This window comes from Streptomyces sp. P1-3, from assembly GCF_050613155.1.
GTDB lineage: Bacteria > Actinomycetota > Actinomycetes > Streptomycetales > Streptomycetaceae > Streptomyces.
This window is the reverse complement of record NZ_CP192512.1, coordinates 6,296,178-6,312,168: the sequence shown is the minus strand read 5'-3', so window position 1 is coordinate 6,312,168 and position 15,991 is coordinate 6,296,178. Positions and strand designations below refer to the sequence as shown.

The 15,991-nt window shown below is 72.5% G+C and carries 16 protein-coding genes; 9 read left to right on the top strand and 7 right to left on the bottom strand.

Features of this window, described 5'->3' with window-relative positions:
* Positions 1 to 40: 40 nt before the first annotated feature.
* From ACQUSR_RS26985 to ACQUSR_RS26975, 3 genes are all read right to left on the bottom strand, one after another.
* The gene (locus tag ACQUSR_RS26985) at positions 41 to 1,237 is read right to left on the bottom strand and encodes a glycosyltransferase (RefSeq protein WP_431045208.1); all 1,197 of its coding nucleotides are present in this window, start codon (positions 1,235 to 1,237) and stop codon (positions 41 to 43) included.
* 271 nt (positions 1,238 to 1,508) lie between these two features.
* On the bottom strand, positions 1,509 to 3,038 hold the full coding sequence (locus ACQUSR_RS26980; protein ID WP_431045207.1) for an exopolysaccharide biosynthesis polyprenyl glycosylphosphotransferase: 1,530 nt from the start codon (positions 3,036 to 3,038) through the stop codon (positions 1,509 to 1,511).
* Complete coding sequence (locus ACQUSR_RS26975; protein WP_431045206.1) at positions 3,035 to 3,316, bottom strand: hypothetical protein; 282 nt, start codon at positions 3,314 to 3,316, stop codon at positions 3,035 to 3,037. Before ACQUSR_RS26975 ends, ACQUSR_RS26980 begins: the two co-directional genes overlap by 4 nt.
* A gap of 362 nt (positions 3,317 to 3,678) precedes the next feature.
* Between ACQUSR_RS26975 and ACQUSR_RS26970 the strand changes: the two genes are divergently transcribed.
* The 3 genes from ACQUSR_RS26970 to ACQUSR_RS26960 all read left to right on the top strand — a co-directional run bounded on the left by ACQUSR_RS26970 (position 3,679) and on the right by ACQUSR_RS26960 (position 6,501).
* Complete coding sequence (locus tag ACQUSR_RS26970) at positions 3,679 to 5,514, top strand: glycosyltransferase family 2 protein (protein ID WP_431047871.1); 1,836 nt, start codon at positions 3,679 to 3,681, stop codon at positions 5,512 to 5,514.
* 146 nt (positions 5,515 to 5,660) lie between these two features.
* Entirely contained in the window at positions 5,661 to 5,999 is a 339-nt protein-coding gene (locus tag ACQUSR_RS26965) for a chaplin (protein ID WP_431045205.1), read from the top strand.
* A gap of 118 nt (positions 6,000 to 6,117) precedes the next feature.
* Entirely contained in the window at positions 6,118 to 6,501 is a 384-nt protein-coding gene (locus ACQUSR_RS26960) for a (2Fe-2S) ferredoxin domain-containing protein (RefSeq protein ID WP_431045204.1), read from the top strand.
* A gap of 30 nt (positions 6,502 to 6,531) precedes the next feature.
* On the opposite strand, the gene ACQUSR_RS26955 is transcribed toward ACQUSR_RS26960, so the two are convergent.
* Complete coding sequence (locus ACQUSR_RS26955) at positions 6,532 to 8,187, bottom strand: FAD-binding dehydrogenase (RefSeq protein ID WP_431045203.1); 1,656 nt, start codon at positions 8,185 to 8,187, stop codon at positions 6,532 to 6,534.
* Positions 8,188 to 8,261: 74 nt separating this feature from the next.
* On the opposite strand from ACQUSR_RS26955, the gene ACQUSR_RS26950 reads away from it, so the two are divergent.
* The 3 genes from ACQUSR_RS26950 (at position 8,262) to ACQUSR_RS26940 (ending at position 9,592) form a co-directional block, all read left to right on the top strand.
* Positions 8,262 to 8,792, top strand: a complete 531-nt coding sequence (locus tag ACQUSR_RS26950; RefSeq protein WP_431045202.1) for an NUDIX domain-containing protein — start codon at positions 8,262 to 8,264, stop codon at positions 8,790 to 8,792.
* Between the two features lie 96 nt (positions 8,793 to 8,888).
* Positions 8,889 to 9,281, top strand: a complete 393-nt coding sequence (locus ACQUSR_RS26945) for a YidH family protein (protein WP_431047869.1) — start codon at positions 8,889 to 8,891, stop codon at positions 9,279 to 9,281.
* Positions 9,281 to 9,592: a DUF202 domain-containing protein gene (locus ACQUSR_RS26940; protein WP_431045201.1), complete on the top strand. Its 312-nt coding sequence runs from the start codon at positions 9,281 to 9,283 to the stop codon at positions 9,590 to 9,592. Before ACQUSR_RS26945 ends, ACQUSR_RS26940 begins: the two co-directional genes overlap by 1 nt.
* A gap of 4 nt (positions 9,593 to 9,596) precedes the next feature.
* On the opposite strand, the gene ACQUSR_RS26935 is transcribed toward ACQUSR_RS26940, so the two are convergent.
* Entirely contained in the window at positions 9,597 to 11,102 is a 1,506-nt protein-coding gene (locus ACQUSR_RS26935; protein ID WP_431045200.1) for an MFS transporter, read from the bottom strand.
* Positions 11,103 to 11,265: 163 nt separating this feature from the next.
* Between ACQUSR_RS26935 and ACQUSR_RS26930 the strand changes: the two genes are divergently transcribed.
* The 3 genes from ACQUSR_RS26930 to ACQUSR_RS26920 all read left to right on the top strand — a co-directional run bounded on the left by ACQUSR_RS26930 (position 11,266) and on the right by ACQUSR_RS26920 (position 14,042).
* Positions 11,266 to 11,715 carry a MarR family winged helix-turn-helix transcriptional regulator gene (locus tag ACQUSR_RS26930; protein ID WP_431045199.1) on the top strand — a complete coding sequence of 150 codons (450 nt, stop codon included), beginning with the start codon at positions 11,266 to 11,268 and terminating at the stop codon, positions 11,713 to 11,715.
* An 83-nt stretch (positions 11,716 to 11,798) separates the two neighbouring features.
* Positions 11,799 to 12,821 (top strand): phosphotransferase family protein, encoded by a 1,023-nt coding sequence (locus tag ACQUSR_RS26925; RefSeq protein WP_431045198.1) that lies wholly within the window; start codon positions 11,799 to 11,801, stop codon positions 12,819 to 12,821.
* A gap of 6 nt (positions 12,822 to 12,827) precedes the next feature.
* Positions 12,828 to 14,042 carry an acyl-CoA dehydrogenase family protein gene (locus ACQUSR_RS26920; RefSeq protein WP_431045197.1) on the top strand — a complete coding sequence of 405 codons (1,215 nt, stop codon included), beginning with the start codon at positions 12,828 to 12,830 and terminating at the stop codon, positions 14,040 to 14,042.
* Positions 14,043 to 14,068: 26 nt separating this feature from the next.
* Here the strand turns inward: ACQUSR_RS26920 and ACQUSR_RS26915 are convergent, their stop codons facing one another.
* Positions 14,069 to 15,232 (bottom strand): Rieske 2Fe-2S domain-containing protein, encoded by a 1,164-nt coding sequence (locus ACQUSR_RS26915; protein ID WP_431045196.1) that lies wholly within the window; start codon positions 15,230 to 15,232, stop codon positions 14,069 to 14,071.
* A 132-nt stretch (positions 15,233 to 15,364) separates the two neighbouring features.
* Positions 15,365 to 15,964 (bottom strand): TetR/AcrR family transcriptional regulator, encoded by a 600-nt coding sequence (locus tag ACQUSR_RS26910; RefSeq protein ID WP_431045195.1) that lies wholly within the window; start codon positions 15,962 to 15,964, stop codon positions 15,365 to 15,367.
* Between the last annotated feature and the right edge of the window lie 27 nt (positions 15,965 to 15,991).

Below are 15,991 nucleotides of genomic sequence, written 5' to 3'. Positions count from 1 at the left end.
CGAACCCTTCAGGAAGCTGCCAGTGGCCTGTGCGGAACCGTCATCTCTTCGGATCCGACAACGCGGGGAACGGCCGGTGCGGTACGGCGGGCGCCGGCCCGTTGCCGCAGCCCGCCGGCCCGTGGGCGGCGGTGCGGTCGTACAGCGCCATGAGGCGGTGGGCGGTGCGCTGGATCGCGTAGCGCTCGACCGCCGGGGGAACGGGGAGCCGGCGCGGCCCCGTCGCGGCGTGGTCGCGCAACGCGGCGGCCAGGGCGGCCGGGTCGGCGGCGATCCGGCGGGCACCGGGGGCGGCGTCGGGCGGCAGTTCGTCGACGGCGGGGCAGACGGTGTACAGGACGGGCAGCCCGGTGGCGAGGGCCTCGACCACGGCGAGCCCGAACGCCTCGTCGGAGGAAGGCGAGACGAAGACGTCCATGGCGGCCAGGAGTGCGGGGATGTCGGCGGGCGGGTCCCCCGCCGTCTCGACCGCTCCGTCGCGCTCGCCGAGCAGCCGCACCCGGTCGGCGGCGCCGAGCCGGACGGCCAGGGCGCGCAGCCGGTGGCGTTCGGGTCCGTCGCCGACGAGCAGCAGCCGCGCCTCGGGCACGTCGGCGACCGCGCGCAGCAGCAGGTCGTAGCGCTTGCGGGGCACCAGGCGGCCGACTCCGCCGACGACGAAGTCGCCCGGCTGGAGCCCGAGCCGGGCGCGGGCGGCGGCGCGGGCACCGGGTTCGAAGCGGAAGTGGCGGGCGTCGATGCCGTGCGGGATGAGGTGGACCCGGCTGCTGGGCACTCCCCATGCGCGCAACCGGTCGGCGACGGCCGCGGAGACGGCCACGGTGGCCGAGCCCAGCCGCTCGGTGGCGCGGTAGAGGCCGCGGGTGGCGGCGGTCGGCGGGCGGCTCGTGCCACGGGCGCCGCCCAGGGTGTGCTCGGTGGCGATGACGGCGGTCACGCCCGCGAGGCGGGCGGCGATCCGGCCGTGGACGCAGGCGCGGGTCAGGTGGGTGTGCACCAGGTCGTAGCCGCCGGCCCGAATCGTCCGCACCAGGCGGGGCAGGGCGGTCGGATCGCGGTCGCCCCCCATGCCCAGGTGGGTGACGGGCGTGCCGTCGGCGCGGATGCCGTGGGCGACCGCACCGGGGTCGGTGAGGGTGACGACGTCGCAGCGTACGGGCAGGTGGCGTAGCAGGAGCCGCAGTTGCTGCTCGGCGGCGCCCGCGCCGAGGCCGGTGATGATGTGCAGGACCCTCATCTGGCCGCTCCGGTCGGTTCGGTGTAGCCACCCGGCGTACGGACGGCGTGGGTGCACCCCGTGCGGTACATCCGTCGCATCATCCGTACGCCGGGTTCCCTGTGCTCATTACCGGCGCCTCCGCTTTGCGCGTCCGCCTGAGCGGGCGGCGGCGCCGGTCGTCGACGCGCCTCATCATCAGACCCCTGCGGTGGCCTGGGGTGGGGCACGGGGCCGACGCCCGGGTACGGCGGCCGGCACCGGCTCGCGGACGGGTTCGGTGGCCGCCATGTCAGCTCCTGCCGCGCCGGAGCACGAAGCGCGCGGTGCGCAGCAGAACGCGCACGTCGCCCCAGAGTGTCCAGGTGTCGATGTAGTGGTTGTCGAAGCGCGCCCGGTCCTCGATGGAGGTGTCGCCGCGCAGCCCGTGCAGTTGGGCCAGGCCGGTGATGCCGACGGGCATCCGGTGCCGGAACGCGTAGCCGGGGTGCGTCTGGCTGAACTGCCGTACGAAGTGGGGGCGCTCGGGGCGGGGGCCGACCAGGCTCATGTCGCCGCGCAGAACGTTCCACAGTTGCGGCAGGTCGTCCAGCCAGGAGCGGCGCAGCAGGCGCCCGACGGCGCCGACCCGCTGTTCGGCGGCGGCGTTCCACACGGTCGCGGACGCCTCGGCGTCGGTGTCGGCGTCGGTGCCGGCGGGCAGGGTGCGGAACTTCAGCATGACGAAGGTGCGGCCGTGGCGGCCGACCCGTTCCTGGCGGAAGATCACACCGCGGCCGACGGCGAACCGTACGGCGACGGCGCACAGCAGCATCAGGGGCAGCGCGGCCAGCAGCATGGGCAGGGCGATGGCGATGTCCAGGGCGCGTTTGCCGAGGACGGCCAGGCGGCGGGCGCGCGGGGGGTCCAGACGGCGGTAGGTGTAGCCCCAGATGTGGTCGGTTCCGCCGCCGGGGAGCCATACGGTGCAGCCCTGCCCGGTGAGCAGGCGGACGAGGGTGGCGCGAGAGGGGGCGCTTTCGGGTCCGCGGGTGAACACCGCGTGCCGTACGGCGTTGCGGGTGACGGTGCGGGCGATGTCCTCGGCCGAGTTCAGGACGGGCAGCGGGTGCGGGGCCGGCTCCGGCCCGGCAGCGGTAGGGCCGGTGGCGGGGGCGGCAGGGCCGACGGTGGGGGCGGCAGGGCCGGTGGCGATGAGGCCGACCGGCCGCATGCCGTACTCGGGGAGCCCCTGCAGCGCCTCGGCCAGCCGCCACGCGGCCGGTCCCCCGCCGACGATCAGCGTGGGTCGCGGATGGCGGCGGCGGTCCCGGCGCAGCGCCCGGTAGACCACGCCGCGCCCGACGCAGACCAGTAGCCAATGGGTGGTCACGAGGATGCCCAGAAGCAGCCATCCGAGGGCTCGGGCCGGATCGACACTCGCGACGACAGCGGCCGCCAGCAGCCAGGCGAGCACGCAGTGGCGCAGCAGGCGCGGCGCCTCGTCCAGGGCGGAGACCTGCCGTCCGGGCCGGTGGAGGCCGCCGCGCGCGGCCAGGCATACGGCGGCGACCATGGCCGGGCCGAGCGCGACGGCCGCCCGGCGGGGATCGCCGAGCAGTGGCGCGGCGGAGGCGACGGCGGCGGCGCAGTCGACGGTGACGAGCCGGGCGGTGGCGCGGACCACCCGGGTGGGCGTGCCGCGGCGGGCGGGGGCGGGACCGGGACCGGAATCGGGGTCAGGACGGCGCGGGGCGTGCACGGCGGCCGCCTGCCGGGGCGCCGTGGCGTGCGGTGAGCGGAGCTGCCCGGGCGGAGGGGCGCCCGCGTTGCCGGTGGTCATGGCGCGTCCGCCTCCCCTCGCTCGGCGAAGGGGCGCGCGACGGCGAGCGGGAGGGCATCGGCACGTGGGCGCGCGGCGGCCGGTGGCAGGGCGACACGTGGGCGCGCGGCGACACGGCAGGGGCCATCGGCCGACTGGGCGCGCACCAGGCCGGTGATCAGCGGACCGGTGCCACCGCCCCCGGACCGGCTGACGTGCGGCACGGTCAGCGTCCGTTCGGGGTGGCGACGGTCGGCCGAGGACCGGGCCCCGCGCGCGGCCCGGAAGGAAACACGCATCAGTCGTCCTCCGATTTCCGCACGCCAAATTGCCCTAGATCGTTACATGTGCAGAGATGTAAATCGGGCAGGACGCGCCCGCACGACCGCCGGAGTGATCACCCGTTCGGCACCACCACAGGGCGCGCCGCAAGTCCGATTTACGCAGATAAGCCCGTTGTGATTGTTAAATTCTCGTCTTGGGCGATCAGCGGATGGTATCGCCCGTCCGGCTTATCGCCCGTGCGACATCGCGTGCGTCGGCTCGTGCGTCACCACGAGCGCCGTCACGTCGGTCACCCGGGCGGTTCCGACCCTGACAGCCCTGCGGGAGTGGCCTGATGACATCGCCGAGCCCAGTCCGTGCCGACGGCGCGGCGGGCATGGAGGACGCGCCGGACAGACCGGCGTACGCGTACGACCGCTACAGCAAACTGGCCGGGCCGCTCGTGGACCCGGAGCCGGGCCGGCCGTACCGCGTGCGCTACCGGAGCCTGCTGGCGAAGCAGCCGCACCGCTTACGCGCGGCACTGCTGCTCTGCGCGGCGCCGCTGTGCTCGGGCGTGCTGCTCCTCTGGCTGCTCCAGCCCGCGCACTGGGTGCAGCGCCCGGACGTGCCCAGTTGGGAGCGGACGGCGGACCTGGTGATGGTCATCTCGATCGGCCTGATCGAGTTCTTCCGCCTGTTCACCGTCATCTCCAACGCCCACGCCACGCTCATGGCCCGCGACCCGGTGCCGGTGCCCGCCGAGCCCGGCACCCGGGTCGCCTTCCTGACCAGCTTCGTGCCGGGCAAGGAGCCGCTGGCGATGGTCCGGGCCACGCTGGAGGGCGCGGTACGGCTGCGGCACCGGGGCACCGTCCACGTCTGGCTGCTGGACGAGGGTGACGATCCGGCGGCCAAGGAGCTGTGCGCGCGGCTGGGGGTGCGCCACTTCTCCCGCAAGGGGGTGGCGAAGTGGAACCAGCCCGCGGGCACGTTCCGGGCGAAGACCAAGCACGGCAACTACAACGCCTGGCTGGACGCGCACGGCGACGGCTACGACTTCATGGCCTGCGTGGACACCGACCACGTCCCGCTGCCCAACTTCCTGGAACGCATGCTCGGCTACTTCCGCGACCCCGATGTCGCGTTCGTCGTGGGCCCGCAGGTCTACGGCAACTACGACGCGCCCGTGACCAAGGCGGCCGAGAGCCAGCAGTTCCTCTTCCACGCCCTGATCCAGCGGGCCGGGAACGCCTACGGCGGGGCGATGTTCGTCGGCACCAACAACGCCGTACGGGTCAGCGCGCTGAAGGGGATCGGCGGGCTCTACGACTCGATCACCGAGGACATGGCCACCGGATTCGAACTGCACCGCCACCGCAACCCCGCGACCGGCCGGAAGTGGTCCTCGGTCTACACCCCCGACGTCCTCGCCGTCGGCGAGGGCCCGTCGTCCTGGACGGACTTCTTCACCCAGCAGCTGCGCTGGTCGCGCGGTACCTACGAAACGGTGTTCAAGCAGTTCTGGAAGGGCGCGTGGCGGCTGCCGCCCGGCAAGTTCCTCAATTACGGGCTGATGGTCGCCTACTACCCGATGACAGCACTCAACTGGCTGCTCTCGGCACTCTCCTGCACGCTCTTCCTCGCCGTCGGCGCCGCCGGGGTGCGCATCTCCCCCGAGGTGTGGCTCATGCTCTACGGCGACGCGGCCGCGCTCCAGATCGGGCTCTACGTGTGGAACCGCCGGCACAACGTCAGCCCCCATGAGCCGGAGGGCTCCTCGGGAGCGGCCGGCATGGTGCTCTCCGCGCTCTCCGCGCCGATCTACGCCAAGTCGCTGTACGACGCGGTGCTGCGGCGCAAGAGCCGCTTCGTGGTGACGCCCAAGGGCAACTCCGCCAGCCCGGACCGCCTGGCCACCTTCCGCATCCACCTCCTGTGGTGCGCCGTCTTCGGCGGGTCGGTCATCGCCTCCTTCATTCTTGGCCACACCCACACGACCATGATCGTGTGGGCGCTGCTCGCCGTGGTGCTGTCACTGGCGCCCGTCGCGGTGTGGGTGGCCGGGCTGCGCAAGGGCCGAGTGCGGGCCACGGCGTTAGCCGTACCGACCGCGCGGAGCGACAAGGCCGGCGCACGGAGCACCGTGCCGGAGCCGCCCACCGGTCCGCCCGACGACCGCAGGCCCGCTCCCCCCTGGGCCCCGGAAGAGGACCCGCTGTGCCGGATCTGAGCGAGCGGCACCGGGCACCCGCCCGGGCTCCGCCGACGGGGCACCCACCCCCTTCGATGATGCGATCGGGTGATAACGCGCATCCATGGACGATTCCGTTCGTTGAGAAGATTGCCCCATTCACGGCAAGTGAGAGGAATATGGCGATGAAGCGATTCGTCAAGGCGGCGGGCATGACGGCTGCCAGCTGTGCCCTGGTCGTCAGTGGCGCGGGTGTCGCCGCGGCAACCCCGGACGAGGGCCAGACGAAAGGCCGGTACGTCGTCACGTACAAGAAGGCCCCGAAGAAGGCCAAGAAGCGTCACCACCACCACGACCACGGGAAGGGGGCTTCCGCCAGTGGCGTGGCCGTGGGCTCGCCCGGCTTCCTGAGCGGCAACGTCATCCAGGTGCCGATCAACGTGCCGATCAACGCGTGCGGCAACCAGGTTCCCGTCATCGCGCTGCTCAACTTCGCGCACTCCGGCAAGTGCATCAACAAGTGACCTGACACTCCATCGCGACCGGGCCGCCGGAGCACCCTCCGGCGGCCCGGTCCGTCATCCGGCCTGCTGCGCGGGCCCGGTTCGGGGAGCCTCGGGGCAGGGATCTAGGATCACGCCGGTGACCAGCCATTCCACCGCCCCCTGCCGAGTGACGGTCTGCCGCGGCTGCTGCTGCGGCGACCCGCGCAAGATCCCCGGCGTCGACCACTCCGCCCAGATACCGCGGCTGCGCGCCGCCCTCGGGGATGCCGCACAGGTCCGCGCCTCGGACTGCCTGGACGTCTGCGACCAGGCCAACGTCGTGGTGGTCCAGCCGTCGGCGGCGGGCAGGGCGGCCGGCGGGCGGCCGGTATGGCTGGGTCTGGTCAACGACGACGACGCGCTGGACGACATCGCGGCCTGGCTCCGCGCGGGCGGCCCCGGGCTCGCCGAGCCGCCCGGCGTACTCGACCTCTACACCATCACCGTCTCGCGCAGGGTGCGCGCCGCGGTGGAGGACTGACGCGGCGTCAGCCTCCCCCGGCGACGGTGCTCAGCCCACCGCCTTCGCCGCCGCGCGGCCCGCCGTCCGCCCGGAGAACAGGCAGCCGCCGAGGAAGGTTCCCTCCAAAGAGCGGTAGCCATGCATACCGCCGCCCCCGAACCCGGCCGCCTCTCCCGCCGCGTAGACACCGGGCAGCGGCGTACCGCCGTCGGCGAGCACCCGCGCGGACAGGTCGGTCTCCAGGCCGCCGAGCGTCTTGCGGGTGAGGATGTGCAGCCGTACGGCGATCAGCGGGCCCGCCGCGGGGTCGAGGAGGCGATGCGGGGCCGCGGTGCGGATCAGCCGGTCGCCGAGGTATCTGCGGGCGCCGCGCAACGCCGTGACCTGGAGGTCCTTGGTGTAGGGGTTGGTGATCTCGCGGTCGCGCGCGGCGATCTGCCGGTGCAACTCGGCCTCGTCGATGAGCGGTTCCCCGGTGAGTTCGTTCATCCGGCGCACCAGGGCGGTCAGCGACCGCTCCACGACGAAGTCCGCGCCGCGGTCCATGAACGCCTGGACCGGGCCGGGGATGCCGGATCGCGCGCGCCCCAGCACCTCGCGCCAGCTCTTCCCCGTCAGGTCGGGGTTCTGCTCGGAGCCGGAGAGCGTGAACTCCTTCTCGATCATCTTCCGGGTGAGGACGAACCAGGTGTGGTCGTGGCCGGTGTGCATGATGTGTTCGAGGGTGCCGAGGGTGTCGAAGCCGGGGAAGAGCGGCACCGGAAGGCGTCTGCCGCGCGCGTCGAACCACAGCGGCGAGGGGCCGGACAGAATGCGGATGCCGTGCTGGGGCCAGATCGGGTCCCAGTTCTGGACGCCCTCGGTGTAGTGCCACATCCGGTCGCGGTTGATCAGCCGGGCGCCGGCCGCCTCGGCGACGCCGAGCATCGCCCCGTCCACATGCGCGGGCACGCCGGAGACCATGGTCTCGGGCGGTGTGCCGAGCCGCCGCGGCCAGTTGCGGCGCACCAGGTCGTGGTTGCCGCCCATGCCGCCGGAGGTGATGATCACCGCCTGGGCGCGCAGCTCGAAGGCGCCGGAGACCTCGCGGCTGCTGGGCGTGCCCCGTTCGGCGTCGCTGGGTTCCAGGATCTCGCCGCTGACGGTGTCCACGACGCCCGCGGTGCGCGACAGCCGGGTGACCCGGTGCCGGAAGCGCAGGCTGACCAGGCCACGGGCGGCCCCGGCGCGCACCCGCCGCTCGAACGGGGCGACCAGGCCGGGCCCGGTGCCCCAGGTGATGTGGAAGCGGGGTACGGAGTTGCCGTGCCCGGTGGCGTCGTAGCCGCCGCGCTCCGCCCAGCCGACGACGGGGAACAGCCGTACGCCCTGGCGGCGCAGCCATGACCGCTTCTCGCCCGCCGCGAAGTCGACGTACGCCTCGGCCCAGCGGCGCGGCCAGTGGTCCTCGGGGCGGTCGAACCCCGCCGTGCCCAGCCAGTCCTGCCAGGCCAGCTCGTGACTGTCGCGGATGCGCATCCGGCGCTGCTCGGGCGAGTCGACGAGGAACAGGCCGCCGAAGGACCAGTGCGCCTGGCCGCCGAGGGACTGCTCCGGCTCCTGGTCCAGCAGGATCACGCTGCGTCCGGCCTCGGCCAGTTCGGCTGCGGCCGCGAGCCCCGCGAGCCCCGCACCCACCACGATCACATCCGCGTCGTACGCCATGCTGCGATCTTGCATACCGACCGGTAGGGCGTCAACCGTCTGGCAGTACCCGTCTGATCTGCTTGTATGGCGCCATGTCCGCATCACAGCAGCAGCCGCGCTCCGCCGACGAACTCCTGGACATCGTGGACGAGCGGGACCGCGTGGTGGGCCAGGCGCCGCGCGGCGAGGCGATGGCCCGGAGGCTGCGGCACCGCTGCGTCTTCGTGCTGGCCCGGGACGCGGCGGACCGGATCTTCGTCCACCGCCGCACCGCGCAGAAGCTGGTCTTCCCCTCCCTGTACGACGTGTTCGTGGGCGGGGTCGTCGGCGCGGGCGAGTCCTACGACGAGGCGGCGCTGCGCGAGGCGGAGGAAGAACTGGGGGTCTGTGGGCTGCCCGCGCCCGTACCGCTGTTCACCTTTCTGTACGAGACGCCCGAGCACACCTGGTTCAGCCGGGTCTACGAGGTGCGCTGCGACCTGCCGGTGGCGCCGCAGGCCGAAGAGATCGCCTGGCACGCCTTCCTGACCGAGGAGGAGCTGGCGCTGCGGTTGGCCGAATGGGAGTGGGTGCCGGACGGCAGGGAGGCGTACCGGCGGCTGCTGACGCACCGCCGCACGTAGGCTCGTCCTATGATCCGCGTCCCTCGGTCCGGCACCCGGTCCGACACTCGGCCCGAGCCCCGGTCCGAGACCCGGTCCGGCGCCGTCCGCGGCAGACTGGCCGCCGCCGTCGCGGGCGTGCGGCTGTGGTTCGCGCCCGCGCGGGTGCGGGCCGAGGGCGCCACCCCCGACTACCGCTTCTCGCTGGCCAACGAGCGCACCTTCCTGGCCTGGCTGCGGACCTCGCTGGCGCTGGTGGGCGGCGGTATCGCGGTGGACCAGTTCCTGCCCGACATGGCCCGGCCGTGGCGGCTGGCGCTGGCCGCCGCCCTGCTGGCAGGCGGTGCGGTCTGCGCCGTACGGGCGGTCAACCACTGGGTGCGCTGCGAACGGGCGATGCGGCGCGGCGAGGACCTGCCGGCCTCCCGGTTCCCGGCGGTGCTGGGGGTGACGGTCGGTGTGCTCGCGGCGGGGATGGTGCTGGTCGCGGCGTTCGGCTGGGCCCGCTGATGACGCGGGCGGCGCGGGATCCGGGACTCCAGCCGGAGCGCACCCGGCTGGCCTGGCGGCGTACGACCTTGGCGTGTGCGGTGGTGTGCGTACTCGGCGTACGGCACGCGCTGCGGGCCGCGCCGGGGCCGGTGCCGCTGCTCGCCACGGCGTTGACCGCGCTGGTCTGGCTGGTCTTCCTGCGTGCGGCGCACCGGCGCATCCGGGCGATGGCCGCGCCGCGGCCGCCCGCGCTGTCCGCGCGGGCGGCCGTGGTCGCGGCAGGGTGCGCGGTCGCGCTGGCGGTGCTCGGCGCGACCGTGCTGATCTGACCCGTCAGACCCCGGCCCGTTCGGCCGACTCGGCCTTCTCGGCCTGGTCGGCGGCGGGCTGCTGATCGGCGGCCGCGTGACCGCGGATCCGGCGCAGCCCCACCGCCGCGACCACGGCGACCAGGGCGAACGCGGCTCCGGCGAGGACGAAGCTCAGGGTGAACTGCGACTCGGCGGGCAGCTGCGGGACACCGGGCGGCAGGTTCTCCACGCTCTTGGAGGCGAGCACCGTAGTGATCATGGCGCTGCCGATCGCGCTGCCGGTGGACCGGGCGATGGAGTTGATGCCGTTGGCGATACCGGTCTGCCGCGGCGGGACGCTGGCGACGATCACCGCGGGCATCGCGGCGTAGCCGAGGCTGATGCCCGCGCCGACCAGCATGCCGGCGCCGATGACCGAGGCGGTGTGGGAGTGGTCCAGGGAGATCCACACGAATCCCGCGGTGCCGATGACCGAGGCGAGGATCAGCACCAGGCGCGGCCCGTGGCGCCGTACGAGCTGGCCGCCGATCGGGGCGGACAGCAGCGAGACGATCGTGCTGGGCAGCAGGAACTGCACGGAGGCGCGGAGGATGGAGGCGTCGAAGCCGTACCCGACGAGCGCGGACGGCATCTGCGCCAGGTACGAGACGCCGATGAACAGGGCGAACATGCCGAAGCCGACGAGCAGGCCGGCGATGTTGGCGAACAGCACCGGGGGGTGCGCGAACATGCGCATGTCGACGAGCGGCTCGCGGACCTTGCGTTCCACGAGGACCCAGACGACGGCCATGATCACCGCTCCGGCGAAGCCACCGAGCGTACGGGCGCTCGTCCAGCCCCACTCGTGACCCTGGGTGATCGGAAGCAGCAGCAGAACGAGGGTCGCGCCGAGAGTGAGGGCGCCGAGCACGTCCGTGCGGCCACCGGTGGTCTCGCGGGTGGCGGGCACCAGGAAGACGACGGCGAGCAGGGCGGCGACGGCGAGCCCGGTCGCCAGCCAGAAGGCGCTGCGGTAGTCGGCGTCGTCACCGGAGGTGAGCAGGCCGGTGGCGACCAGGGCGAGGCCACTACCGAAGGCGAGGGTGCCGCTGACCAGGGCCATCGCCCCGGGAAGCTTGGCGGGCCGGACCTCCTCGCGCAGTACGGACAGCGCGAGCGGGAAGATCGCCGTGGCGGCGCCCTGGAGCACCCGGCCGACGAGCAGCCAGGCCAGGGAGTGGGTGGTCGCGGCGAGCACGGAGCCCGCGACCATGACGATCAGGACCCCGACCAGGGTGGACTTCTTGCCGTGCTGGTCGCCGAAGCGGCCCAGCAGCGGGGTGAAGACGGCAGCGGAGAGCAGGGTGGCGGTGGTGACCCAGCTGACCTGGGCCGAGGTGATGTCGAGGTCGTTCTGGATGCGGCCGAGGATCGGCACCACCAGGGTCTGCATCATCGACACGACCATGGCGGCCAGGCTGAGCGCGAAGACGATCACCGTCTCGCTGCGCCGCCCCTCGGCCGCGTCGGTGGCTGGTGCGTGGCTCATGGAGGTCCTTCTTGCTACTTCGCGACCTTGTTGCTTCGCGACTCGTTACTTGGCGACATGGATGCTTGAAGTCATCAAGCAACTAGGAGAAGGTAGACCTCGATGTTTGAGGTAGTCAAGTTAATGGTTGAACTTCTTAATTACCTTGAGTTACAGTCGGTGCATGAGCGCCAGCGCCAGCACCCCGCACGCCCCCTCGAAGATCGAGCTCCTGGAGCTCCTCGCGGCGATCGGCACCGCCCAGTGGCGGGACTTCGCCGCCGCCGCGGCACGCCACGGCCTCACCGGGAACCAGGCCAAGGTGCTCGATCACCTGCGGAGCGACCCGCTGCCCATGCGCGGCCTCGCCGAGCGGCTGATCTGCGACGCCTCCAACATCACCGGCATCGTGGACCGGCTGGAGGACCACGGCCTGGTGCGCCGCGAGCCCTCGCCCACCGACCGCCGCGTCAAGAACGTCACGATCACCGACGAGGGCCTGGAGACGATCCGCCGGGTGCGCGCCGAGATGCAGGCCACGCACAGCGCGCTGGACACCCTCGACACCGAGGAGAGCGCGACGCTCTACGCCCTGCTGGACCGGCTGCGCCCCAGCATGGAGCGGTCCGTCTGACACCGCGCGCGACCCCGGTCGACCCCCGGCCGGATTCCCGCGCGCTCTGGACTCCATACCGACCGGTCGGCATGATGGCCCTCATGAGCCAAGGAACTCCCCCCGGACTCGACCTGGAGCGCCTGCGCGCGCACCTGGACCGTGAGCGCCCCGGCCTGGTGCACGGCCCCCTGAGCGCCGAGCTGATCGAGGGCGGGCGGTCCAATCTCACCTACCGGGTCACCGACGGCAGCGCCCGCTGGGTGGTCCGCAGGCCGCCACTCGGGCACGTCCTGGCGACCGCTCACGACATGGCGCGCGAACACCGGGTGATCAGCGCGCTGCACCCGACGGCCGTGCCCGTGCCGGAGCCGGTGCTGCTGTGCGAGGACGCGACCGTCATCGGATCGCCCTTCTACGTCATGGAGTTGGTTGCCGGCACCCCGTACCGTACCGCCGGGCAGCTGGCCGCCCTCGGCCCGGGGCGCACCCGTGAGGTCGTACTGTCCCTGGTGGACGCCCTGGTCGCCCTGCACTCCGTCGATCCGGCCGCCGCCGGACTGGAGGGTTTCGGGCGGCCCGACGGCTTCCTGGAACGGCAACTGCGCCGCTGGGGCAAGCAGCTGGCGGCGTCGCGCGACCGCGAGCTGCCGGGCATCGACACCCTCCACGAGGGGCTGGCCAAGGCGCTGCCCCGCTCCCCCGCGCCCACCGTCGTACACGGCGACTACCGCCTGGACAACGTGCTGGTGGGCGCCGACGACCGGATCACCGCGATCCTCGACTGGGAGATGTCGACCCTCGGTGATCCGCTGACCGACCTCGGACTGCTGGTGATGTACAGCAGGCCGCTGGACCTGGCCGACTCGCCGGTCAGCACCACCGCGGGCGCGCCCGGCCACCCCGACCCGGCCGAGCTGATCGAGCGGTACGCGGCCGGATCCGGCCGCGACGTCTCGGACATCGCCTGGTACACCGCCTTCGCCTGGTTCAAGCTCGCGGTGATCCTCGAAGGCATCCACTACCGCTTCACGCTCGGCCAGACCGTCGGCGCGGGCTTCGACCGCATCGGCGACCTCGTCCCGGTGTTCATCCGCAACGGCCTCACCACCCTTCAGGAGAGCTGACGCCCCATGGACTTCTCATACGACGCCCGGACCGAGGAGCTGCGGGCCGCTCTGCTCTCCTTCATGGCCGAGCACGTCCACCCGGCCGAGCAGGTCGCCGAGGAGCAGCGGGCGGCGCTGGCCTCCCCGTGGGACACCCCGCCGGTGGTCGAGGAGCTGAAGGCCGAGGCCCGCAAGCGGGGCCTGTGGAACCTCTTCCTCCCCGACAGCGAGTACGGTGCCGGCCTGACCAACGCGCAGTACGCGCCGCTCGCCGAGATCACCGGCCGCAGCCCGCAACTGGCCCCGACCGCGCTGAACTGCGCCGCGCCGGACACCGGCAACATGGAGGTGCTCGCGCAGTTCGGCTCCGCTGCGCAGCGCGAACGGTGGCTGAAGCCGCTGCTGGCGGGCGAGATCCGCTCCGCGTTCGCGATGACCGAACCCGAGGTCGCCTCGTCCGACGCCACCAACATCGAGACCCGGATCGAACGCGACGGCGACGAATACGTCATCACCGGCCGCAAGTGGTACATCTCCGGTGCGATGAACCCCGACTGCGCGATCTTCATCGTGATGGGCAAGACCGACCCCGAGGGCGCGGACATCCGCCGCCAGCAGTCGATGGTCCTGGTCCCCCGGGACACCCCGGGCCTCGAAGTGCGCCGCGCCATGCGGGTCTTCGGCTACGAGGACCACTACCACGGCGGCCACGCGGAGGTCCTCTTCGACCGGGTGCGGGTCCCGGTGACCAACCTCATCGGCGAGGAGGGCGGCGGCTTCGCCATCGCGCAGGCCCGGCTCGGCCCCGGCCGCATCCACCACTGCATGCGGCTGATCGGAATGGCCGAGCGGGCGATCGAGCTGATGTGCCGCCGCGCCACCTCCCGTACGGCCTTCGGCAAGCCGCTCGCGGCGCAGGGCGTGGTCCAGGAGTGGATCGCCGACGCCCGGGTCGCCGTGGAGCAGCTGCGGCTGCTGGTCCTCAAGACCGCCTGGCTGATGGACGCCGTGGGCAACCGCGCCGCGCACACCGAGATCCAGGCCATCAAGATCGCCACGCCGCGTACGGTCGTGGGCATCCTGGACCGCGCGATCCAGCTGCACGGCGCGGGCGGCCTCAGCCAGGACCTCCCGCTGGCGGAGCTGTGGGCGGCGGCGCGGACGCTGCAACTCGCGGACGGCCCGGACGAGGTGCACCAGAGGTCGCTGGCGCGACGTGAGCTGAAGAAGTACGCCTGACGCGCACGCACGCCTGTCCTTCCGGCTCACTCTGGTGGCGGCTGCTCGCCGGGGATCACCAACGGCGTACGCGTGCCGTTGCTCCCCGGCGGCGTAGGTGTGCCGTTGCTCTCCGCCGGCGTGCGCGTGCCGTTGCTCCCCGGCGGCGTGCGCGCGCCGGGGGGCGGCGGATAGAACTGCTGAGCCCAGTGCCGGAACGGGCCGATCGGCCCGTCGCCCTTGGCCAGCCCGGGCGGCATCCGGTACTCCTTGGTGTCCCAGATCGGAAAGTCCACGGCGGTGAACTCGCAGCTGAACCGGAACATCGGACGGGCCAGCAACCGGGCCAGCGAGCGGCTCACGAGCCGCGCCAGGCGCGGTGGCAGCCGGGAGGGCTCCGTCACGGCGAACCGCGTGGACTGCCGGAACTGCATCCGATTGGGCGCGATCATGGTGGCCATGATCTTCGTGCACAGCTCAAGGCCCATCCCAGGGGTGCGGATATCGGTGTGCAGACAGCTCAGGCCGTATCCGTCGACCTCGATCTCGATCTGATGCCGACCCAGTACGGAGAACTCCCCCAAGGCCCGCATCGACACATGGAACGTCACGCCGTCATAGGCGACCGGAGCCCCCAGTTCGGCATTGGTCAGGTCGTGCAGTACGGCGAAATGCCCCAGGTCCACGGAGTTCTCGATGACCTCCTGGGCATGACCGGCCATCTCCCAGGTGGCACTGTGCGGACGCAGGTGTCCCAGTGAGTGGAAGGCCGGGATCTCCCAGTCCGGCTGCCGTCCGTCGTGATGCCGCCAGACGAAGATCGCACCGTTGACCTCCCGCACCGGCAGCTGGGTCAACGACACCTTGGGCGGCGGCGCGTCGTACGCGGTGCGCACACAGGAGCCGTCCGGGCCGAAGGCGAAGTTGTGGAACGGGCACACGAGGTCGTTCCCCTCGACCGAGCCCAGACCGAGATGCGCGCCCAGGTGCGGGCAGAACGGCCGGATGGCCCGGACCTCGCCGGTGCGCGGCCGGTACAGCACCACGTCCTGGCCCATCAGCGGCCGGGTCAGAACGGCTCCGGTGCCCAGTTCCTCGGAGAAGGCGACCGCGGACCAGCCCGCCGGATACGGCAGACGAGGTTCCAGCGCCACGTCGGCGGAGGTGAGGCCTTGGCTGATACGTCGTCCGTATTCACGCGTGATTCTCATCAGTCCTCCGGACCCTGCGTCGAGGAGACAGCGCGCGCGTGTCCCGGTCCTAGGGCCTACAGCTCCGTGCTTGAGGGCAGCTGGGAACTCTCCGGAGGACGGTCAGGACCAGCCACGGCGAGCCCGATGCGCTCACGGACCGGGCCGCAGCGCGCGCAGCAGCAGGTCCGCCAGATGGTCGGCGACCTGCTGCGGCGAGAGCGGGCCGTCCGGCCGGTACCAGGCGCCCAGGTGGTGGACCGAGCCGAAGTGGTAGTCGACCACCAGGTCGGCCGGGGTGGCGTCGCTGAACACCCCGCTGCGCTGGCCCTCCTCGATCAGTTCCCGGAAGCGCTCGTGGTAGCGGCGCCGCTCGGCCCGTACCTGCTTCAGCTTCTCGGGGCCCAGGTGGTGCATCGACCGGAAGAAGATCGTCGCGTCGTCGAGGTTCTCGATGGTGGTGACCACGACGTCGGCGGCGGCGTCGCGCAGCCGCTTCTCCACCGGGGCGTCGGCGTCCGCGAAGGCGTCCAGGCGCTCCTGCTGGAGGCGCAGCACCCGGCCGTACACCTCGTGCAGCAGGTCGTCCTTGGAGCCGAAGTAGTGGTACAGAGCCCCCTTGGTGACCCCGGCGGCCTCCACGATCTCCTGGACCGACGTCCGGTCGTAGCCGCGCTCGGCGAAGAGGCGGGTGGCGGCGGCCAGGAGCCGCTGCGGAACCGGTTTCGCATCGCCGTCCGTCGTTCTGGCCATCGTCGCCACCTGCCTCTCGTGCGTGTG